Genomic DNA, 19,525 nt, shown 5'->3' on the forward strand with positions numbered 1-19,525 from the left:
GAAAATTATGCTGCTTGGGATCATTGCGGGCCTAACCACTTGCGCATTGTGGGGACTGACTTTCGTTGCACCACGTGCCGTCGTGCCGTTCACGGCATGGGATTTGACCGTTGCCCGCTATGGTATCTTCGGTTTGGCCTGCCTGCTCCTGATGGTCGATCGACGATTTCGGCCCACCGGAATTGCACCGTCCCGGCTCCTCATCGGCCTGCTTCTCGGTGGTGCTGGATATGTGGGCTATTTCGTCAGCGCGGCTTTCGCCGTGCAGCTTGCGGGAGCGGCGCTCCCGCCGGTTATCATTGGCACGATGCCCGTTTTCCTCGCAATCATTGCCAATATTCGGGATAGTTCCGCGCCGTGGCAGGCACTTGCCCTGCCCTTGGTGCTGATCGGGATCGGCGTGGCGATCGTGAATGTTGCGACGATCAGCGCGGCCGACGTTTCCAATACGACGTCGATTGTGCTCGGCACCCTTGCCAGCCTGGCAGCTCTGGCAATCTGGATCGTCTACGGGCTGGTAAATGCAGTGGTGATGCGAGCGACCGACGCACCGGACGGACTACAATGGACGGGGCTGCAAGGCATAGGCGCGGCGATTGGCAGCTTTCTGCTTTTGCCCCTGACCTCTTTCCAACTGTTGGAAATGGCCCCTACTTTCGAGTTCTTCCGTTTTATTGGATGGGCGTTGATCATGGAGCTGGCCGGTTCGTGGTTCGCGACGTGGTGTTGGGTGGTCGCTTCTCGTAGCCTGCCGTTGGCACTCTCGGCTCAGCTGATCGTTGCTGAAACGGTGTTTGGCCTCGCCTATGGATTTATGTTTGAGAGCCGGTTGCCTTCCTCTGCGGAAGCGATCGGCGCGGCATTGCAAGTCGCCGGCGTCTGCTCGGCCGTGGCCGCGTTCAGTCAGCCGCGAATTCTGGCAGAATCATCGCAAATCTCCTAAAATCCATTACTACGTCGCAAGGGTTGGAATCCTACGCTAAGCCGAGGACGTTTTCCGTAATCCCTGAATTCCCCCTTCGGGTCGACATATCGGATGGCCGAAGCCTTAGCGTAGGATCCAACCCTCTCGCAAACGACCCTTATTCGGGCGATGCTGCGGATATTGGCATTGCAGGCAATCTCTGATCTAGTCTCAAACTCTCTCCGCCGGGCAGTTCAGCCGCAGGCTCATGACATTCGAAACGAGCGAGAGCCGTATTTCATGACCACGCACCGCTTCATTCCGACGAGCTTTCACAATGTTATCGGCTCTCTTCCGCCGGCACTCCATATCGCCGACGGCGATACCGTCATCACCGAGACGCTCGACGCTGCCGGGCATGACAAGGATGGCATCAAGCAGGCACCTGGCGGCAATCCGATGAACGGCCCGATCTTCGTCGAAGGGGCCGAACCCGGAGATGCGCTGAAGGTCGAGATCATCAGCATGATCCCGACCAGGAATACGGGTTTTACCGGCAGCGTCGTTGCCGCCAATGTCGTCGATCCCGAAGCGGTTCGCGACCTTCCGCCGCGCGATATCGCCATCTGGACGATCGACCGTGAGGCCTTGACCGCCCGGCTTTCCGAGCCCGTCTCAGGCCTCGAAAATTTCGTCCTGCCGCTCGCCCCGATGATCGGCTGTTTCGGCGTGGCGCCCAGCCTCGGCCAGGCGATCTCGACCGCGACCAGCGGCGAATATGGCGGCAACATGGACTATCGGCTGTTCGGTCCGGGCACCACGGTCCGCTTGCCCGTAGCCGCTCCCGGCGCTCTGTTCTTTCTCGGCGACTGCCATGCCGTGCAGGGGGATGGCGAGATCGTCGGCACCGGCGTCGAGACGACCTTCGAAGTCACGGTGCGGCTGACGGTGGAAAAGCAGGCCGGCCTGGTCTGGCCGCGCGGGGAAACCGCCGAAGACATCTTCACCATCGGCAACGCCCGGCCCCTCGACCAGGCGCTCCAGCATGCGACCAGCGAAATGCTGACCTGGCTGGCGTCGGATTACGGCCTGGACAGGACGGCCGCCAGCCATCTGCTCGGCCAGGTCGTCCGTTATGATGTCGGCAACGTCTTCGATCCGGCCTATACGATGGCATGCCGCGTTGCGAAGAAATGGCTGGTCGGCCGATAGAGGTCATCGGAACCTATCATCCCTGGCAAGACTCCTCTCCACGCCTGACGTGATCGAGTCCCTCACGACACAACCCGCTGAGCATCAGGACGAAATGGTCCAAGGGCAGCGGAAAGTTCCGTGCGGCCGCGGCGGATTTCGCCGACGCCGGCTTCCACGCCGATCAGGCCTTTATTGTGGACATCGGCGAGCCTGACGATCAGATCGGCATAGCTGGCCGAAAGCCCTGCACGCATCAGTGTTGCCGGCCAATCGGCGCGCGGCAGTTCGCGTGCGACGACGTCCTGGGTCAACAATCGCCCCAAGGCCGCAGCGATCTCGAGCGCCGTGTATTCACGCGGCCCCTCGCCATGGACGATCCGCGGCGAAGGTCCGTGATCCTCGCCGGCCAGCAGAAGGTCGGCGGCCATGTCGCCGATATCGGCAGCGGAGACGGTCGGGAAAGGCCGCGACAGCGGCTGGTGCATGCTGGGCAGTATGCCGGTCTCGCCGGCGATCTTCAGGTAGCGTGCCCAGTTTTCCATATGTTCGGCTGAACGCAGAAAGACCATCCTGGTAGCGCACTGCCGGAACCGTTCCTCCATCGCACGGAACAGGCTGGTAATGCCGGTATCGATCGTCAGATGTGCTCCGTAATCCGAGATCGCCAGGACGCGCGGCGGCCGGGCGGCATCGATCGCTTCCGCCATCCGCTCGATCGATCGCAGCATCTGGCGGCTGGCATCGGCAGCATGCGGGTCGATTGGGCAGATGAGCTGGACGGCCGTCGCATTCCTCATCGCGCCGGCCATGGCATCGGCATCGCCGATCTCGACAATGGCGATCTCGCATCCGAGTGCTGCAAGTGGTGCAGCCTTGGCGGGATCACGGAGCACCGCCCTGACGGGAGCGCCCTCGGCCGAAAGACTTGTTACCGTTGCCTTGCCGACCTTGCCGGTGGCGCCGAAGATGACAAACATGATCTCTCCTTCGCTTATTCGCTATCGAAAGAGGATGCCTTGATGTCGCGGATCTGGCCTGCGCATTCGGCCGATCCGTTGCAGGATCGGCCATTTTTCGTCAATTGACCAGGCGGGCGATGGTGCCCGGGCTGATGCCGAGCAGCCGCTTCATGCTGTTTGCCATATGGCTTTGATGCGCGAAGCCTGCTTCCAGCGCGATCTGGCTCAGCGGCAGGCCAGAGTTCCGGATCAGTGCCTCGGCGCGCGAGATCCGGCGGTGCATCACATATTGATGCGGCGGCATGCCGAAACTGTTTCGAAATTGCGTCTTCAGATGCGATAGGCTGAGCCCGGCAAGACCGGCAAGTTCGGCAAGCGAAAGCGGCGCGTCGAGGTTGTCCTCGATGTAGTCGGCAAGTATCCGCTTCTGGCGGGGCAAGAGCGCTCTACCGGCATCCGCCGGGCGAGAACTGCCGCTGCCGGCTTCGACCAGACGGAGCGCCAAGGCTGTCGCCAGCGTATCGGCATAGAGATGGTCGGACGGCACGTCCGCTTCGAGCTCCGCTTTCAAGGCCCAGGCGATTGCCTCGAGCCGCGGATCGCGGAGCTGAAATTTCGGCGCCATCGCCTCCGCGGGATCGCGTCCGAGGTCGATGGCAGCCTGATCGAAAAGATCCTTGCTGATCTTCAGCCGCAGGATCATGCATTCGCCGTCGTCTTCCCAGGCGCCATCCAGGCCGGCTGGCACCACATCGATATCGCCATGTTTCTGCAGCCGGCGATGCTCCCGCCCGTCACAGCGGCATTGCGCCCGCACCGGTCGGCCGACATGGATTCCGAGGCGATGATAGGGCGTCCCTGCAATATGCGTGCGGCCGGGCGGAATGCGCAACAGCTCGGCCTCCAGGCCGCGCCAGCCACGCCCCCTGCTCGTTGCAAGGATGGTCGCGCTTCCTGTCTGCGGATGATCGTTCATTGGTCCGTTCCATTCGCTCTCGAATGGGACGGAGACTATCCCAAGCGTCATTTCCGCGGAAGAAGCGGATTGGCTGCGTTCTCAATCGTGCCGTGACAGGAAAGTCGAAACGGTCGCCAGGCAAAGCTGCTTTTCCTCGACATGCGGCATGTGGCTGGAATTTTCGAAGAGCACCCATTCGCAGCCGGGAACACGTTCGAGATAGGGCCTGACCACCAAAGGCGTCGCCTCGTCGTATTTTCCCGAGATCAGCAGCGTCGGGGCTTCGATGCGGTCGAGCCTGTTTTCGATCGTCCAGTCCTTCATCGTGCCGATGACATGAAATTCGGTCGGGCCGTTCATGTTGCGGTAGACGGTATTGTCCTCGTCCATGATCGCGAAAGTGCGCGCCACTTCAGGCGGCCACGGCACCACGCGGCAGACATGGCGGTCATAGAAGACGCGCGAGGCGGCGATATAGTCCGGATCGGTGAGACTTCCCGCCAGCTCATGTTTCGACAGCGTGTCCTGCACCTCCTTCGGCAGTTCCTGCCTCAGTCGGTTTGCCTCCGAAACCCAGGTGTGCATGTTGGCCGGCGAGTTAGCGATGACAAGCGCCTTCAGGCCTTGCGGCCGGCGCACCGCATGTTCGGCACCGAGCATGCCGCCCCAGGACTGGCCGAGGAAAGCATAACGATCCCGAATGCCGAGATGGGAAAGCAGCGCGTCCAACTCTTCGAGAAATAGCCCGACCGTCCAGAAATCCGGGCCCTTTTCCGGAAGGCGGGTGGAATTGCCGTTGCCGAGCTGGTCGTAATGGATGACCGGGCGGCCGTCGAGGGTGGCGATATCCTTGAACGAATCGACATAATCATGCGTGCAGCCGGGTCCGCCATGGGCAACGACGAGCGGCAGCTTGCTGCTTTCCAGCGAACCGGTGACGCGATACCAGGTGCGATAGTCGCGAAAGGGCAAATAGGTTTCGTTGGTCACGATTTCGGCCACTGGCGTCTCCATCTCTTGGCATGTCGAAAACCAATAACGCGGCGGCAGCGGCGAAGGCAGCTATCACAAGTTATAGGGTGACCCATGATCGGCCGGGCGGTCCTCCAGCAGGCGGTAATGGGTGGCGCGCACCACGGCCTGGGTGCGGTTGCGCGCACCGAGTTTCTTTGCCGCGGCGTTGAGATGCATCACGACGGTCGGCACCGAACGGCCGATGATACGGGAGATTTCCTTGGCGGAATAACCTTCCGCGGAATGGCGCAGACACTCGCGTTCCCGCTCGGTCAGGCGGACCGTGCCGACGCTGCGCGCCTTCTTGTCGAAAAGTGAATAAGCCGTCTCGTGGAAGACGTGGGCCAGCAGGTTGAAGTCGGCGATATAGCGCAGCGCATGCCGTTCGAAATCGCTATTCCCCCCGAAGCGGATGCCGGTGACCGTCGCATAGTCGCCGCCCGGCATATGGACCGGCACAGTGACGCCGGTCGACATGTCGCGTTCGTTCAGATAGCGCGCCACCGGCGCGGTGTCGTCGCTGATGAAGCGCCTGATCAGCGTGTCGGCATTGGTGTCGTAGTTCCAGAAGAACGGCGCCGTGCTGCGCAGCGCCACCTGCTGGACCGGATCGATGCGGAAATAGCCGCGGTCGAACCAATAGTCGTGCATGTCGTCGGAAATGTTCCTGAGCTTCAGCAGTGACGGTAGCATGATCGCGCCGTCGAGATCGTAGGGCACCGGCGTATAATCGTAGATCAGCGCCTCGAAGCCGATCTGCTTCATCGCCTCGAAGGCCTGGTCGATCCGGCCGTCCAGCGTTTCATGCGCTGTAAACTGTCGTCTGATCGTTCCGATGTCGTCAAGCATGGGCTGCTCCGGTTTCGGCGTGGCGTCCCACCCTATCACTTGTTATAGCTGGCACGGAACGCGATTTACGGTAAAAAATTAACCACGCCCAAATATTGAGCAAGTGAAACCTTCTGCCGGAGCGATCAATGTGGCGTGAAACGCAGCCAGACGAGCGATTCGAGATCGATGTCGATGGCTATCGCGTCGTTGCCTACAGCTTCGGAGCCGGCAGCGAGACGGTTTTCTGCCTGAACGGCGGGCCGGGCCTGCCGTGCGATTACCTGCGTGAGGCGCATTCCTGTCTCGTCGATAAGGGTTATCGCGTCGTCGCCTTCGACCAGCTCGGCACCGGCGCCTCCGACCGGCCGGACGACCTCTCGCTCTGGACGATCGGCCGTTATGTCGAGGAGACGGAGACGGTGCGCAAGGCGTTGGGGCTAGGCAAGGTCCACATGCTCGGTCACTCCTGGGGCGGGTGGCTGGCGATCGAATATGCGCTGACCTATCCCGAAAACCTCAAGACGCTGATTCTCGAGGATACCGTCGCCGACATGCCGCATCTGATTTCGGAACTGGAACGGCTGCGCGCAGCGCTCGGTCCCGAAACCGTGTCGATGATGCAGAAGCACGAGGCGCAGGGCACCTACGATCACCCGGAATATCTCGCTGCTGTCACCATCCTCAACTACCGCCATGTCTGCCGTCTGCCGGAATGGCCGGCGCCGGTGCGCCGCTCGCTCGACGATTGGAACATGGCGCCCTACGAGACGATGCAGGGACCGAACGAATTTCTCTATATCGGCAACCTCAAGGACTGGAACCGCATCCCCGATCTGCCGCGGCTGACGCTGCCGGTGTTCATTACGACGGGAGAGCATGACGAGCTGACGCCCGCCTGTGCGCTGAGGATGAAGCTCGCGCTGCCGAATGCCGAACTCAAGGTATTTGCCAATGCCAGCCATATGCCCTTCTATGAGAACCCGCAGGATTATTATCCGGCGCTTCTCGATTTTCTCGACCGGCACAAGGCAGCCTGATGCAAACAAACGCGGCTCAAATCGGACGAAGACAGAGGGGCGGCCGCCGTCATGCATCGCTATAAATTCGTTCTGACGCGACCGCTGCAGTTTCTGCCGGTCATTTTCGGCATCAGCATCATCACCTTCATTCTGGTCCGTCTGATCCCCGGCGATCCGGCGCGCAACATCCTCGGCACGCGTGCGACACCGGCGGCGCTTGCCAGCATCCGCGCCCAGTACGGCCTCGATCAGCCGATGTGGCTGCAATATGTCTATTTCCTCAAGAACCTCGCCAATGGCGAGATGGGCAAGTCGATCCTCTACAAGATCGACGTACTGAAGCTGATCGCGACCCGCATCGAGCCGACGCTTGCGCTCGTCGTCTCCAGCGTCGTGCTGTCGGTGCTGATCGCGGTGCCGATGGCGGCGATCGCCGCACGCAATGCCGGCCGGGCGCCGGACCATGCGGTGCGCATCGTCTCGACCTTCGGCATCGGCTTTCCGCCCTTCTGGCTGGGGCTGATGCTGATCATCCTCTTCAGCGTCGAACTCGGCGTGCTGCCGGTTTCCGGCTACGGCGCAACGATCGGCGAAAAGCTGTCGCATCTGGTGCTGCCGAGCCTGACGGTTGCGCTGTCGCTCTCCACCGTGCTGACGCGCAGCCTGCGGGCGGCGATGATCGAGCAGCTGAAATCGGATGTCGCGACGGCGGCGCGCGCGCGCGGCATGCCCGAAGGCATCGTCTTCTGGCGGCACGTGCTGCCGAATTCGCTGGTGCCGACGATCAATCTGCTTGCCGTCAACATCGGCTGGCTGATCGGCGGCACGGTGGTGGTCGAGAGCGTCTTTGCGCTGCCCGGCATGGGGCAGCTGCTCGTCAGGGCGATCTTCTCGCGCGATTACATGGTGGTCCAGGGCGTCGCTATGGTCTTTGCCTGCGCCACCGTGCTCATCAACTTCATCGCCGACATCGTCACCGTCGCCGTCGATCCGAGGGTGAGGCTATGAGCATCGAGGCGATTGCTCCCGCATCCCTCGGCTGGCGCCGGTTCTTCGGCCGGAGACTGATGCTTGCCGTCGGTGCCGGCCTGCTGCTGTTCTTCGTTCTGCTGGCGATCGGCGCGCCGGTGATCGCGCCCTACGACCCGATCATGCAGAATGCCGAGGTGCGGCTGCAGGCGCCTTCCCTATTGCATCCCTTCGGCACCGACAATTTCGGCCGCGATATCCTCTCCCGCGTCATCTGGGGTGCGCGCCTCGACCTGCAGATGGCGCTGATCGGCGTCATCTTTCCCTTCCTGATCGGCACCACCGTGGGCACGATCGCCGGCTTCTTCGGCGGGATCGTCGATGCGCTGTTCATGCGTCTTGTCGATATCATCCTCGCCTTTCCCTTCCTGGTGCTGATGCTGTCGATCATCGCGATCCTCGGCCCGGGCCTCGGCAGCTTTTATATCGCCATGGCGCTGGTCGGCTGGGTCTCCTATGCGCGGCTGATCCGGGCGCAGATGCTGGTGCTGAAAGGCAGCGACTATGCCGTTGCTGCCGTCAGCCTCGGCTTCAGCCGCCCGCGCATCATGTTCCGCCACCTGCTGCCGAACGCGATCGCCGGCTCGATCGTCTTTTCGATGTCCGATGCGACGCTGGTGCTGCTCAGCGGCGCTGCCGTCAGCTATCTCGGCCTCGGCGTCCAGCCGCCGATTGCCGAATGGGGCGTCATGGTCGCGGAAGGACAGAGCTTTATCACCACCGCATGGTGGATCACTTTGTTTCCCGGCCTCTCCATCGTCTGCCTCGCCTTCGGCTTCAGCATGCTGGGCGATGCGCTCGGCGAACTGCTGGGGGTGCATGAATGAGCGGCTCCGTGCTGTCCGTCCGCGATCTCACCGTCAGGGCGCATGTCGATACCGGCCCGCGCACGCTGCTCGATGCCGTCTCGCTCGATCTCGGCAAAGGCGAGATCCTCGGCCTCGTCGGTGAAAGCGGCTCGGGCAAGAGCCTGTTCTGCCGTTCGCTGGTGCGCCTGTTGCCCTCGTCGCTGTTGAAGATCGAAAGCGGTTCCGTGCTGCTCGAAGGGCGCGATCTCATGCGGATCGACGATGGCGAGATGCTGAAGGTGCGCGGCGGCGAGATCGGCATGATCTTCCAGAACCCGACCAGCCATCTGGACCCGGTGATGCGGATCGGCGACCAGATCGCCGAGGGCATCCGCTATCATCAGGGCCTCGGCGCGCGCGAGGCTCGCGCGGCGGCAACGGACATCCTGGCCCAGGTCGGTTTCCCCGATCCCGCGCGCCAGTACGACAGCTATCCGCACGAATTTTCCGGCGGCATGCGGCAGCGGGCGATGATCGGCGTGGCGCTGTCCTGCAATCCGAAGATCCTGATCGCCGACGAGCCGACGACGGCGCTCGATGTGACCATCCAGGCGCAGATCCTGCGGCTGTTGATCGACATTCGCGACCGGCGCGGCCTGTCGATCATTCTGATCACCCACGATCTCGGCATCGTTGCCCAGACCTGCGACCGCATCGCCGTGCTGCGCGGCGGCAGGCTGATCGAGGAGGGGCCGAAGCGGACGATCCTGGCGCGGCCGCAGCATCCCTATACGATCAATCTGATCGACAGCCACCCTTCCCTGCCGGGCGAGACAGCAGCGCCGCTGCCCGCAATTGCCGAGGCCGGCCAGCCGGCGAGACCCTTGCTCGAAATCGACGATCTCCACGTGCGTTTCAGAGCCGGCGGCGCCTTGCTCAAGGGCGGCGCCAAGACGGTGAGCGCCGTTGCCGGCGTCAGCCTGCAGATCATGCCGGGCGAGACGGTCGGCATCGTTGGCGAATCCGGCAGCGGCAAGAGCACGCTTGCCCGCGCCGTGCTCGGTCTCACGCCGCTTTCCCAAGGCCACGTCACCTTCGACGGCGTCGATCTGGCGCTGCAGAAAAGCGCCGGCCTGGCAAAGCTCAGGCGCGAGACGGCGATGGTCTTCCAGGATCCCTATAATGCGCTCAATCCGCGGCTGACCATCGGGCAGATGCTGGCTGAGGTGCTGAAGGTTCAGGGCAAGGTCGCCAAATCAGATATCCCGGCGCGGATCGACGAGCTGCTCGATCTCGTCGGCCTCGAACGCGAATTTGCCCGCCGCAAGCCGCGCAGCATGAGCGGCGGCCAATGCCAGCGCGCCGGCATCGCTCGCGCGCTCGCCGTCGATCCGAAGCTTGTTATCGCCGACGAATGCGTCGCCGCCCTCGACGTCACCATCCAGGCACAGATCATCGAACTCTTTCGCGAGCTCACCGCGAAGATGAACCTCACGCTGATGTTCATCGCCCATGATCTCGCGATCGTCCGCAATCTCTGCGAACGCGTCGTCGTGATGTATCGCGGTGAGATCGTCGAGGAAGGCCGCTCGGAAGAGGTCTTCGCGCGGCCGAAGCATCCTTATACGGCGGCGCTGATCGCCGCCATTCCCGACATCGATCCTGACAAGCCGCTGCTGCAAGGCGCTGGTGACAAGGACGATCCGCAATCGATACCGATCCAGTCCATCAAACGCATGCCATAACAACGAAGGGAACGAATTCATGACAAACAGGTGGAAATCAATCGGGCTCGCAGCCCTGCTCGCCGGCCTGACGCTCAGCGCAAGCTATGCCGAGGCCGCCGGTGTGCTCACCATCGGCCGCCGCGAGGATTCGACGACATTCGATCCGATCAAAACAGCGCAGAACATCGACAACTGGGTATTCTCCAACGTCTACGACGTGCTGATCCGCGTCGACAAGACAGGCACGAAACTGGAGCCGGGCCTTGCCGAAAGCTGGGCCACTTCGGATGACGGGCTGACCTACACTTTGAAGATCCGTGACACGAAATTCTCCGACGGTTCGCCGCTGACGGCGGAAGATGCCGCCTACAGCCTGCTGCGCATTCGCGACGACCCTGCCTCGCTCTGGAGCGATTCCTACAAGGTGATCGACACGGCGGTGGCGACCGACGCGCGCACGCTGACGATCAAGCTCAAGAACCCGTCGGCGCCGTTCCTCTCGACGCTGGCGCTGCCGAATGCCTCGGTTATCTCCAAGAAGGGCATGGAGACGCTCGGCGCCGATGCCTATGGCGAGAAACCGATCGCATCCGGCGCCTTCGTGATCGACGAATGGCGGCGCGGCGATCGCGTTATCCTCAAGAAGAACCCGAACTTCTGGCAGGCCGACCGCGTCAAGCTCGACGGGGTCGAGTGGATCTCGGTGCCCGACGACAATACCCGCATGCTGAACGTCCAGGCGGGCGAACTGGATGCGGCGCTCTTCGTGCCCTTCTCCCGCGTCGAGGAGCTGAAGAAGGATCCGAAGCTCAATGTCGATATCGACGCCTCGACCCGCGAGGATCATCTTCTGATCAACCACGCGCATGGCGCGCTCGGCAAGAAGGAAGTCCGCCAGGCGCTGGACCTTGCGATCGACAAGAAGGCGATCGTCGATACCGTCACCTTCGGCCAGGGCACGGTCGCCAATTCCTACATTCCGAAGGGCGCGCTCTATTACTATGCCGACAATCTGCAGCGGCCTTATGATCCGGCGAAGGCAAAGGAGTTGCTGGCGGCTGCCGGCGCTTCCGACCTGACGCTGAACTATCTGGTGCGCGCCGGCGATGAAGTCGACGAACAGACGGCCGTGCTGGTCCAGCAGCAGCTGCAGAAGGCCGGCATCACCGCCAATCTGCAGAAGGTCGATCCGAGCCAGGAATGGGACATGATCGTTGCCGGCGACTACGACGTCTCGGTCAACTACTGGACCAACGACATTCTCGATCCGGACCAGAAGACCACCTTCGTCCTCGGCCACGATTCCAACAACAACTACTCGACCAATTACAAGAACGAGGCGGTGAAGGAACTGGTCGCCAAGGCGCGTCTCGAGCTCGACCCGAAGAAGCGAGAACAGATGTATGTCGATCTGCAGAAGATGGCCAAAGACGACGTCAACTGGATCGACCTCTATTACAGCCCCTATATCAACGTCTCGCGCAAGAATATCGAGAACTTCTACCAGAACCCGCTCGGCCGTTTCTTCCTCGAAGATACGGTCAAGAACTGAGTTCGGGCAGCATGCAAATGCTCCGCCGCCCTCATGGCGGCGGAGCCTCATTGATTGCAGCGGCAAGTGACTGATACGGCCTGCTTACTCGGCGGCGGCCGCGAGCTTGTCCTGCGTCCTGGTGTCGAAATCGCTGGCGTCGTGGCGTTCGTGCAACTGGCTTGCGGGCTCGCCGGAGAGGCGGTTGACCATCCGGCCGCGCTGTACGGCCGGCCTGTTGTGAATGGCGTCTGCCCAGCGCAGCACGTTCTTGTAGTCCTCGACCTGCAGAAACTCGGCCGCGCCGTAGGTCCAGCCCTTCACCAATCCGCCGTACCAGGGCCAGACGGCAATATCGGCAATCGTATAGTCGTTGCCTGCCAGATACTCGCTTTCGGCAAGGCGGCGATCGAGCACGTCGAGCTGACGCTTCACCTCCATGGCGAAGCGGTCGATCGCATATTCGATCTTCGTTGGCGCATAGGCGTAGAAATGGCCGAAACCGCCGCCGAGATAAGGCGCGCTTCCCATCTGCCAGAACAGCCAGGACAGGCATTCGGCGCGAGCGGCCGGCCCGGTCGGCAGGAAGGCGCCGAACTTTTCTGCGAGATAGGTCAGGATAGCGCCGGACTCGAAGACACGGATCGGCTTCGGACCGCTGCGATCCATCAGCGCCGGGATCTTGGAATTGGGATTGACCGCGACGAAGCCGCTTCCGAACTGGTCGCCATCGCCGATCTTGATCAGCCAGGCATCATATTCGGCGCCACTATGGCCAAGCGCCAGCAGTTCCTCGAGCATGATCGTGACCTTCTGGCCGTTCGGGGTGCCGAGCGAATAGAGCTGCAGCGGATGGCGGCCGATCGGAAGCTCCTTGTCATGCGTCGGTCCTGATATCGGACGGTTGATGCTGGCGAATTGGCCGCCATTTGCCTTGTTCCAGGTCCAGACCTTCGGGGGTGTATAATCGGGAGAACCGCTCATCTTTCAAACTCCTGGGATTGGTCAGACAGAGTGCGGCGCAGGTTGGGGTTGCCGCATTTTTCCTGACATAGCAGAGGCGATGAGGTTTTGTCACAGGTGTCGGCGCGGTTTCACGCAATCGTCAGAGTGTTAGCTAAGCCTATGCTCTATCCCCATATTCGGTTGCCGCCACGATTGTTGGACCATCACGGTTAGCCGCCGGTTTCCGCGAGGATCTCGTCCAACTGGCCGACGAGCACACGGCTGCCCTCCACGTCATCAGCCATCTTGGAGAAGACCTCCGCCATGCCGCGGAAGATGGTCGCGGCCGGATCATCTTCTCCAAGAAAATCGGCAATCTCCTGCATTTCGGCGACCCATCGATAGGCTTTCGGGTACATGTCGGGAATGGATTTCGACAGTTTGCGGTCGACGTCCGGAAGGCTTTCGGAGAGTTCGGCCTTCAAGCTTTGGGCGGCACCTGACCGCGATGCCGCAAGCAGCATGGCGGTGCCGAGGCCGATAATTCCCTTGTTGATGCCGGCATAACACATCTTCAGCGCCGAGGCCGCGCCGAGCGGCCCATCGAGCCGGCGGACCCGCAAGCCGTGATTTTCGAGCAGCCTGCTCCGCTCCGCGCTATCGCCACTGACGTAAATGGTCGGACCTGATTTGCCGGGGACCGGCGGCCCGCCGATAATCGCACCATCGAGCACCTCGACGCCGCTGCCTTCGAAGCGTGCCGCCAAAGCCTGCATGGTTTTCGGCGCAATCGCATTGAGGTCGACGAAGGGCGGCGGCGCCGGCATCATGGACGATATGTCCGCGACGAGTTGGGCGACGTTGATCGCTTCCGCCGGCGGAACGATCGACAGGATCAGCTCGGCCTTCGCCAGTTCCTGGCGGCCAACCGGCACCATACCGGCCGCCTTTGCCCGCGTAATCGTCCGCTCGCTCCTGCCGTCGAGATTGGTCAGCACCGTGGCGCCATGATCGATCAGCCGTCTGGCGACAGCGCTTCCCATCGCGCCCGATCCAATAATTGCAATATTCGGCATCTGAACCTCGAGGATTGACGACGTCCCGTTAAAGCTATTGCCGACGGCCATGCCGTCAACTGCGACGATCCGCCTCGAGGCTTTCCTGAGATGGCTGCTTCCTGCGCGCCGGCGTTGCGAAGTCACGGCATTTCTGCTTGATATCGGTCAAAGCGTGGACGGGCGACGGCGGGTACAATCGGTACGACCCTTCGTATTCGGGGATATTGAATTCAATGTATCGGACGATCATCTGCGGGATCGGCATGGGTTCCCGGCAAACGGCAAACCGTCTTCTGCGCCGGGCTGCAGCACTTGTGGACGAGGGCGGAAGCATAGTCGTCACGCACGTCATCGAGAATATCCCGCATCGTCACCTGACGGAGCTTCCCGAGGTATTCGAAACGACCGCCATCGTCGACGCCGAAAAGAAACTGGCAGCCCTCTGCAAGGAACTCGGGGTTCCGGCGAGGATCGAGGTCCGTATCGGCGTCGCCGCCTCCGCGCTCGTCGCAATCGCCAGGGAGACGTCGGCCGATCTCATCCTGCTGTCATCGCATGTGAGCGATATCACCGATTATGTCTTTTCCTCGATCGTCGAGAAGGTCGTACGTCACGCCGGATGCTCGGTTCTCATCGACCGGCGACCCGATCACGCCGACAAAGACGCAGCACCCCAGGCGGAAGACACGGCGCCGCTCTGACCTTCCGCCGCCTCCCCTCCCCGGCGGCGGCCTGAGAACCTATATCTTTCCCAAGCCAACCGGCAGTATCGACTGCCTTGACCGGAGATATGCATGAGCCAGGATCCCTATGAGCTTCTGGGCGTGAAACGGGACGCGTCGCCAAAGGATATTCAAAGCGCCTTCCGTAAACTTGCCAAGAAACTGCACCCCGACCTCAACCCCGGCGACAGACACGCCGAGGAACGGTTCAAGGAAATTTCGACCGCCTACGAGATCTTGAGCGATGAGGAAAAACGCGGCCGCTTCGATCGCGGCGAGATCGACATGACAGGCGCCGAACGGGCGCAGCGCAGCTACTATCGCGACTATGCCTCGGCGAGCGGTGCCGATAGTCCTTACCACAACAGTTCCGGATTTGCCGATTTCGGCGGTGCCGGCGATTCCTTTGCGAATTTCTTTTCGCGCCGCGCCGGCAGCGGCAGGATGCGCAGTCCCGGCCAGGACCGGCGCTTCTCGTTGGAGGTCGACTTTCTCGAGGCCGTCAACGGCACCAGGACCGAGATCAAGCTGCCGGGCGGGCCGCAGCTCGATGTGCAGATCCCGCCCGGAACTCGCGACGGCCAGACCCTGCGGCTGCGCGGCAAGGGCGAGCCGGGCATCGGCGGCGGGCCGCCGGGCGATGCGCTCATCGAAATCCGCGTGAGCCCTCATCGCTTCTTCACCCGCGACGGCGACGACATCCGCTTGGAACTGCCGATTTCGCTCAGCGAAGCCGTGCTCGGCGGCAAGGTTCGGGCGCCGACACCTTCGGGACCGGTCAACCTGACACTGCCCCCGCACTCGAATACGGGAAAGGTCCTGCGTCTCAAGGGCAAGGGTGCTGCCAAACGCGGCGGCGGGTGCGGCGACGTCTATGTCTCTTTGAAGATCGTGCTGCCCGACAATCCCGACGACCGGCTGACGTCCCTGGTGAAGGAATGGGCGACGGCAAATTCACACGATCCGAGGAAGAACATGGAGACCTGATCATGGATGATCTCGAATTCCGTCTTTATCTGAAAATCGATGTCGCCCAGCTCGACCGCTGGATCGAACAGGGCTGGCTGATCCCCGAGACGTCAGGCGGGCAACGGCAGTTTCGCGACGCCGATGTCGCCCGTGCCCGGCTGATCCTGGACCTCATGGGAAACATGGGCGTCAACGAAGCCGGCGTCGATATCGTCATGGAGCTGGTGGACGAGTTGCACGGCCTGCGGGGAACGATGGGCAAGTTGATGACCGCCATCGGCAGGCAGGAGCAGGATGTTCAGCGCCGGCTGTTCGAGAGCCTCGAAGACATCAACCGGCATTAGACTAAACGATCGGCCGGATGCCTTCGGATATTCGCCTCAGGTGGTGAACCAGTAGCGGACGATGTGGAAGAACAGCGGCGCGGCGAAGGTGATGGAATCCAGGCGGTCGAGCACGCCGCCATGTCCCTCGATCACATAGCCCCAATCCTTGGCGTTGAGATCGCGTTTGATCGCCGAGAGCACGAAGCCGCCGAAGAAGCCCGCGACGACGATGACCGTGCTGATGGCCGCCGCCTGCAGCGGCGAGAACGGCGTCAGGCGATAGAGCAGCGTTCCCACGAGGATGGCCGAGGCGCCGCCGCCGAACAGGCCTTCGAGTGTTTTCGAGGGGCTGATGTTCGGCGAGAAGCGGTGTTTTCCCAGGAGCTTGCCCCAGACATACTGGAAGACGTCGCTGAGCTGCACGACGATGACCAGATAGACGAGAAGAAGTGCCGAGGGCGTGCCTGTCTGCAGCATGAGCAGTGCGGGGGCATGGCTGATCGAATAGACCGTCAGCATCAAGCCCCATTGCACCCTGGCGCTGCGCGCCAGGAATTCGTTGACATCGCCCGTCAGGGTCGCCACCGCCGGCAGGATCAGGAAGGCATAGACAGGGATGAAGATCGCAAAGAGGCCGTACCACGCCGTCCCGAGCAACAGGTAGTGAAGCGGCAGGACCGCGAAGAAGGACAGAAACAGTGCCAGATGATCGCCGCGCCGCGATGGTGTCAGCGTCCAGAACTCGCGAAGCGCCATGAACGATAGGAACGCGAACAGGATGACCGTCGCCGTATCGCCGAGCAGGAGCGCGCCGCCGAATACCGCGACCATGATCCACCAGGAGCGGATACGGGCGTTGAGGTTGTGCACGGTAGCGACGGAGCCGGGCTCGGTTGCGCGCCGCTGAAGGATGAAGCCGATGGCCGAGGCGACGGCCAGCAGGCCGAGGATCGCGGCAAGCACGATGGAGAAAAGACTGGTCATGCGACTGGCCCTCCATCGGCGAGCTCGATGACAGCGGCCCGGGCGCGGGCCAGGAACGCGCCCTTTTCCTCGCCCGGTTCGACCCGCAGCGGCTTGCCGAACCGCGCCGTGCAGGTGATCGGGACGATGAGCCAGCTTCCCTTCGGCAGGATGCGCTGGAGGTTGTCGAGATGGATCGGCACGAGATCCACGTCGGGGAAACGACAGGCAAGGCGATAGATGCCGCTGCGGAACGGGGCGATCTCATCGTTGGCGCTTCTCGTCCCTTCCGGGAAGATCAGGACGGAGCGCCCCTCCTCGAGCAGGCGCTCGACCGGCGCCAGCGGATTGCTGTCGGGCAGAGGCTTGCGGTCTATCAGGACGGCGCGCAGGCCTTTTTCGGCGATGAAACGGCGCAAGGCGCTCGTTCCCCAATAGTCGCGCGCCGCAACCGGATGGGTCAGCCGCCGCACCGGCCACGGCAGGGCGGCCATCACAGCGACGGTATCGACATGGCTGTTGTGATTGGCGAAATAGATGCGCCGGCGGGGGTCGGGCGCACAGCCCCGCCACTCGCTTCGGGCGCCGACCAGGATGCGGACGATGAGCACGAGAAGGCGACGGATGAGCGCGATCATAATCTCTCCAGCGAGCGGGCAAGTCTTATCGTGCGCGTGGTGCAGGTGACGAGGCTGCCGGCCGCGATGATGGCGGAGGCAAGCAGCAGAGACCAACGGCTGGCCGATATCAACGTCTCCAAGCTCTGGGCGAGAAGGCCTGCCGTCAACACTGCCATGCGGCGCTGCTTGGCCATGATGCCGCTGAAGTCCTGGGGAAGACCGACCGCTCCGCCGAAGACCCTGATATAGGCGGTGAGCGCGGCGAGCAGCGCACCCAGCCAGCCGAGCCAGGCAAGGCCGCAGCCATAGCCGGCCGCGACAAGAAGCAGGCTATCGGCGAGCCGGTCGGGGAATTCATTGTAGATCGGTCCGCTCTTGGTTTTCTTGCCGCCTTCGATCGCGACCATCCCGTCCAGCAGATTGCAGACGAGCCGCAACTGCACTGATATCGCGGCGCAGACCATCGCGATCGGATGTGCCGTGAGCAGGATGAGTGCCGCGCCGATGCCGGCAAACAGGATCGAGAAAAGGGAAATGCTGTTTGGCGTGACGCCGGTGCGCGCCAGCCACGCACTCAAGCCGATCGCCCAGGACGACGACCGGCTCGCGATCGGTCGCCGCGAGGCGTCCTCTTCTTCACCCATTTCCGTTTCCCCAACCCCTATCCTCCTTGCATAGCCTGCCAATGTCGTCGCGCCAAGCCGTAACGCCCTGTATATTCGGCCCAGGATCTGTCGCGCTGACGCGCAAAGAGCGCTTTTTGAAATCGAGCCTCGACCGCAGCAGAAACCGGCGGCGTAGCGCGCCATGCCGCGTCCTTTCATCCAAGCCGTGACGCTATACGAGATTGGAAAAATCGGCTGAAGAAGACCGGGCGCAATGGACCGTGCAGCCTGATTTTCAAGCCCGTTCGCCGCTTGACACATTTTTAGGCGCTACTATGATTTTTGAACCAAATGGTAAAAAAGGGGGAACAATCGATGACCAAAGACATCCTGATTTCACGCCGGACAGTGATCGCGTCGGGCATTGCGTTGGGCGTCAGCAGCTTCGCCCCGCTGGCAAGGGCGGCTGCGCCGCTGAAGGTTGCCGGCATTCATGCGTCGCCGGTCGAGAATGCCTGGAACTCCTGTCTGCACAAGGCCTTGCAGGACGCGGCCAAGGAAGGCGTGATCGAATATGTCTTCTCCGAAGGCGTCTCCGGCACCGATTATCCGCGCGCCATGCGCGAATATGCCGAACAGGGCAATAAGCTGATCATCGGCGAGGCCTATGCGGTGGAGAAAGAGGCCCGGCAGGTCGCGGCTGACTATCCTGACACCGCTTTCGTGCTGGGTTCGAGCGGCGAGCAGACCGGCGACAATTTCGGCGTCTTCGGCACCTGGAACCATGACGGCGCCTATCTCGCCGGCATGCTGGCGGGCAAGATGACCAAGTCGAATGTCGTCGGTTCGGTCGGCGCCATTCCGATCCCCGAGGTCAACATGCTGATCAATGCGTTCGCAGCCGGCGTCAAGGCGGTCAATCCCGATGCAAAACACCTCGTCTCCTTCATCGGCACCTTCTTCGATCCGCCGAAGGCCCGTGAAGCCGGTCTTGCTCAGATCGACGCCGGCGCCGACATCCTGTTCGGCGAGCGCATCGGCACGGCCGATGCCGCCAAGGAGCGCGGCATCAAGTCGGTCGGCTCGCTGATCGACTATACGCCACGTTATCCCGATACGGTGTTTGCCAACGCCATGTGGTACTTCCGCCCAATCCTGGACGCTGCGATCGCGGATGTCGCTGCCGGAAAGCCGGTCGGCAGGAACTACACGTCCTACGGCCTGATGAAGGAAGGTGGCAGCGATATCGTCTTCGTGAAGGGCGTGGCGCCCGCCGAGGCTGAGGCTGCGATGGAAGCCAAGCGGGCGGAGATCAAGGCCGGCACCTTCGAAGTTCCGAAGATGATGGACGAGCCGAAGTAAT

The 19,525-nt window shown here is 62.2% G+C and carries 20 protein-coding genes; 11 read left to right on the top strand and 9 right to left on the bottom strand.

Annotation, left to right across the window (positions count from 1 at the left end; all coding sequences use genetic code 11):
- The first annotated feature begins 7 nt into the window (after window positions 1-7).
- Together CO667_RS10770 and CO667_RS10775 are read left to right on the top strand one after the other, a co-directional pair.
- Window positions 8-943, top strand: a complete 936-nt coding sequence (locus tag CO667_RS10770) for a DMT family transporter (protein ID WP_097618360.1) — start codon at window positions 8-10, stop codon at window positions 941-943.
- 261 nt (window positions 944-1,204) lie between these two features.
- Window positions 1,205-2,116: an acetamidase/formamidase family protein gene (locus CO667_RS10775; protein ID WP_097618361.1), complete on the top strand. Its 912-nt coding sequence runs from the start codon at window positions 1,205-1,207 to the stop codon at window positions 2,114-2,116.
- Window positions 2,117-2,178: 62 nt separating this feature from the next.
- Here CO667_RS10775 and CO667_RS10780 read toward each other — a convergent pair whose 3' ends face one another.
- From CO667_RS10780 to CO667_RS10795, 4 genes are all read right to left on the bottom strand, one after another.
- The gene (locus tag CO667_RS10780; RefSeq protein ID WP_097618362.1) at window positions 2,179-3,075 is read right to left on the bottom strand and encodes an NAD(P)H-binding protein; all 897 of its coding nucleotides are present in this window, start codon (window positions 3,073-3,075) and stop codon (window positions 2,179-2,181) included.
- A 100-nt stretch (window positions 3,076-3,175) separates the two neighbouring features.
- The gene (locus CO667_RS10785; RefSeq protein WP_097618363.1) at window positions 3,176-4,033 is read right to left on the bottom strand and encodes an AraC family transcriptional regulator; all 858 of its coding nucleotides are present in this window, start codon (window positions 4,031-4,033) and stop codon (window positions 3,176-3,178) included.
- Window positions 4,034-4,114: 81 nt separating this feature from the next.
- A complete protein-coding gene (locus CO667_RS10790) occupies window positions 4,115-5,017 on the bottom strand; it encodes a proline iminopeptidase-family hydrolase (RefSeq protein ID WP_097618364.1) in 903 nt (300 codons plus the stop codon).
- 63 nt (window positions 5,018-5,080) lie between these two features.
- The gene (locus CO667_RS10795) at window positions 5,081-5,878 is read right to left on the bottom strand and encodes a LuxR family transcriptional regulator (RefSeq protein WP_097618365.1); all 798 of its coding nucleotides are present in this window, start codon (window positions 5,876-5,878) and stop codon (window positions 5,081-5,083) included.
- Window positions 5,879-6,006: 128 nt separating this feature from the next.
- Between CO667_RS10795 and CO667_RS10800 the strand changes: the two genes are divergently transcribed.
- Genes CO667_RS10800 through CO667_RS10820 form a run of 5 tightly spaced genes read left to right on the top strand, consistent with a single transcriptional unit; the run spans window position 6,007 to window position 11,975 of the window.
- Window positions 6,007-6,897 carry a proline iminopeptidase-family hydrolase gene (locus tag CO667_RS10800; protein WP_097618366.1) on the top strand — a complete coding sequence of 297 codons (891 nt, stop codon included), beginning with the start codon at window positions 6,007-6,009 and terminating at the stop codon, window positions 6,895-6,897.
- Between the two features lie 51 nt (window positions 6,898-6,948).
- Window positions 6,949-7,887 carry an ABC transporter permease gene (locus tag CO667_RS10805; protein ID WP_097618367.1) on the top strand — a complete coding sequence of 313 codons (939 nt, stop codon included), beginning with the start codon at window positions 6,949-6,951 and terminating at the stop codon, window positions 7,885-7,887.
- Window positions 7,884-8,735, top strand: coding sequence for an ABC transporter permease (locus CO667_RS10810; RefSeq protein WP_097618368.1), 852 nt, complete (start codon window positions 7,884-7,886; stop codon window positions 8,733-8,735). Before CO667_RS10805 ends, CO667_RS10810 begins: the two co-directional genes overlap by 4 nt.
- A complete protein-coding gene (locus CO667_RS10815; RefSeq protein ID WP_097618369.1) occupies window positions 8,732-10,441 on the top strand; it encodes an ABC transporter ATP-binding protein in 1,710 nt (569 codons plus the stop codon). Before CO667_RS10810 ends, CO667_RS10815 begins: the two co-directional genes overlap by 4 nt.
- A 19-nt stretch (window positions 10,442-10,460) precedes the next feature.
- Window positions 10,461-11,975 carry an ABC transporter substrate-binding protein gene (locus tag CO667_RS10820; RefSeq protein WP_097618370.1) on the top strand — a complete coding sequence of 505 codons (1,515 nt, stop codon included), beginning with the start codon at window positions 10,461-10,463 and terminating at the stop codon, window positions 11,973-11,975.
- A gap of 84 nt (window positions 11,976-12,059) precedes the next feature.
- Here the strand turns inward: CO667_RS10820 and yghU are convergent, their stop codons facing one another.
- A complete protein-coding gene (yghU, locus tag CO667_RS10825; protein ID WP_097618371.1) occupies window positions 12,060-12,938 on the bottom strand; it encodes a glutathione-dependent disulfide-bond oxidoreductase in 879 nt (292 codons plus the stop codon).
- A gap of 191 nt (window positions 12,939-13,129) precedes the next feature.
- Entirely contained in the window at window positions 13,130-14,026 is an 897-nt protein-coding gene (locus CO667_RS10830) for an NAD(P)-dependent oxidoreductase (protein ID WP_097618372.1), read from the bottom strand.
- 164 nt (window positions 14,027-14,190) lie between these two features.
- Here CO667_RS10830 and CO667_RS10835 point away from each other — a divergent pair, with 164 nt between their 5' ends.
- From CO667_RS10835 to CO667_RS10845, 3 genes are all read left to right on the top strand, one after another.
- Complete coding sequence (locus CO667_RS10835; protein ID WP_097618373.1) at window positions 14,191-14,658, top strand: universal stress protein; 468 nt, start codon at window positions 14,191-14,193, stop codon at window positions 14,656-14,658.
- 93 nt (window positions 14,659-14,751) lie between these two features.
- Complete coding sequence (locus CO667_RS10840) at window positions 14,752-15,666, top strand: DnaJ C-terminal domain-containing protein (protein WP_097618374.1); 915 nt, start codon at window positions 14,752-14,754, stop codon at window positions 15,664-15,666.
- Between the two features lie 2 nt (window positions 15,667-15,668).
- A complete protein-coding gene (locus CO667_RS10845; RefSeq protein ID WP_097618375.1) occupies window positions 15,669-15,992 on the top strand; it encodes a chaperone modulator CbpM in 324 nt (107 codons plus the stop codon).
- A 36-nt stretch (window positions 15,993-16,028) separates the two neighbouring features.
- Here the strand turns inward: CO667_RS10845 and CO667_RS10850 are convergent, their stop codons facing one another.
- From CO667_RS10850 to CO667_RS10860, 3 genes are read right to left on the bottom strand one after another with little or no spacing between them, the layout of a single operon-like run.
- On the bottom strand, window positions 16,029-16,958 hold the full coding sequence (locus CO667_RS10850) for a phosphatidate cytidylyltransferase (protein ID WP_097618376.1): 930 nt from the start codon (window positions 16,956-16,958) through the stop codon (window positions 16,029-16,031).
- Window positions 16,955-17,575: a lysophospholipid acyltransferase family protein gene (locus CO667_RS10855; protein ID WP_097618377.1), complete on the bottom strand. Its 621-nt coding sequence runs from the start codon at window positions 17,573-17,575 to the stop codon at window positions 16,955-16,957. Before CO667_RS10855 ends, CO667_RS10850 begins: the two co-directional genes overlap by 4 nt.
- Window positions 17,572-18,201, bottom strand: a complete 630-nt coding sequence (locus CO667_RS10860; protein WP_097618378.1) for a CDP-alcohol phosphatidyltransferase family protein — start codon at window positions 18,199-18,201, stop codon at window positions 17,572-17,574. Before CO667_RS10860 ends, CO667_RS10855 begins: the two co-directional genes overlap by 4 nt.
- Window positions 18,202-18,537: 336 nt before the next feature.
- Here CO667_RS10860 and CO667_RS10865 point away from each other — a divergent pair, with 336 nt between their 5' ends.
- Window positions 18,538-19,524, top strand: coding sequence for a BMP family protein (locus tag CO667_RS10865; RefSeq protein WP_097618379.1), 987 nt, complete (start codon window positions 18,538-18,540; stop codon window positions 19,522-19,524).
- Window position 19,525 lies beyond the last annotated feature (1 nt).

It is taken from the genome of Rhizobium sp. L43, from assembly GCF_002531725.1.
GTDB lineage: Bacteria > Pseudomonadota > Alphaproteobacteria > Rhizobiales > Rhizobiaceae > Rhizobium.

Bases quoted from the DNA above. Each gene is read 5' to 3' on its own strand.
- CO667_RS10840 (WP_097618374.1), top strand. From the start codon at position 14,752: ATGAGCCAGGATCCCTATGAGCTTCTGGGCGTGAAACGGGACGCGTCG.
- CO667_RS10795 (WP_097618365.1), bottom strand. From the start codon at position 5,878: ATGCTTGACGACATCGGAACGATCAGACGACAGTTTACAGCGCATGAA.
- CO667_RS10805 (WP_097618367.1), top strand. From the start codon at position 6,949: ATGCATCGCTATAAATTCGTTCTGACGCGACCGCTGCAGTTTCTGCCG.
- CO667_RS10770 (WP_097618360.1), top strand. From the start codon at position 8: ATGCTGCTTGGGATCATTGCGGGCCTAACCACTTGCGCATTGTGGGGA.
- CO667_RS10810 (WP_097618368.1), top strand. From the start codon at position 7,884: ATGAGCATCGAGGCGATTGCTCCCGCATCCCTCGGCTGGCGCCGGTTC.
- CO667_RS10785 (WP_097618363.1), bottom strand. From the start codon at position 4,033: ATGAACGATCATCCGCAGACAGGAAGCGCGACCATCCTTGCAACGAGC.
- CO667_RS10855 (WP_097618377.1), bottom strand. From the start codon at position 17,575: ATGATCGCGCTCATCCGTCGCCTTCTCGTGCTCATCGTCCGCATCCTG.
- CO667_RS10835 (WP_097618373.1), top strand. From the start codon at position 14,191: ATGTATCGGACGATCATCTGCGGGATCGGCATGGGTTCCCGGCAAACG.
- CO667_RS10860 (WP_097618378.1), bottom strand. From the start codon at position 18,201: ATGGGTGAAGAAGAGGACGCCTCGCGGCGACCGATCGCGAGCCGGTCG.
- CO667_RS10865 (WP_097618379.1), top strand. From the start codon at position 18,538: ATGACCAAAGACATCCTGATTTCACGCCGGACAGTGATCGCGTCGGGC.
- yghU (WP_097618371.1), bottom strand. From the start codon at position 12,938: ATGAGCGGTTCTCCCGATTATACACCCCCGAAGGTCTGGACCTGGAAC.
- CO667_RS10830 (WP_097618372.1), bottom strand. From the start codon at position 14,026: ATGGCCGTCGGCAATAGCTTTAACGGGACGTCGTCAATCCTCGAGGTT.
- CO667_RS10850 (WP_097618376.1), bottom strand. From the start codon at position 16,958: ATGACCAGTCTTTTCTCCATCGTGCTTGCCGCGATCCTCGGCCTGCTG.
- CO667_RS10775 (WP_097618361.1), top strand. From the start codon at position 1,205: ATGACCACGCACCGCTTCATTCCGACGAGCTTTCACAATGTTATCGGC.
- CO667_RS10820 (WP_097618370.1), top strand. From the start codon at position 10,461: ATGACAAACAGGTGGAAATCAATCGGGCTCGCAGCCCTGCTCGCCGGC.
- CO667_RS10800 (WP_097618366.1), top strand. From the start codon at position 6,007: ATGTGGCGTGAAACGCAGCCAGACGAGCGATTCGAGATCGATGTCGAT.
- CO667_RS10845 (WP_097618375.1), top strand. From the start codon at position 15,669: ATGGATGATCTCGAATTCCGTCTTTATCTGAAAATCGATGTCGCCCAG.
- CO667_RS10815 (WP_097618369.1), top strand. From the start codon at position 8,732: ATGAGCGGCTCCGTGCTGTCCGTCCGCGATCTCACCGTCAGGGCGCAT.
- CO667_RS10780 (WP_097618362.1), bottom strand. From the start codon at position 3,075: ATGTTTGTCATCTTCGGCGCCACCGGCAAGGTCGGCAAGGCAACGGTA.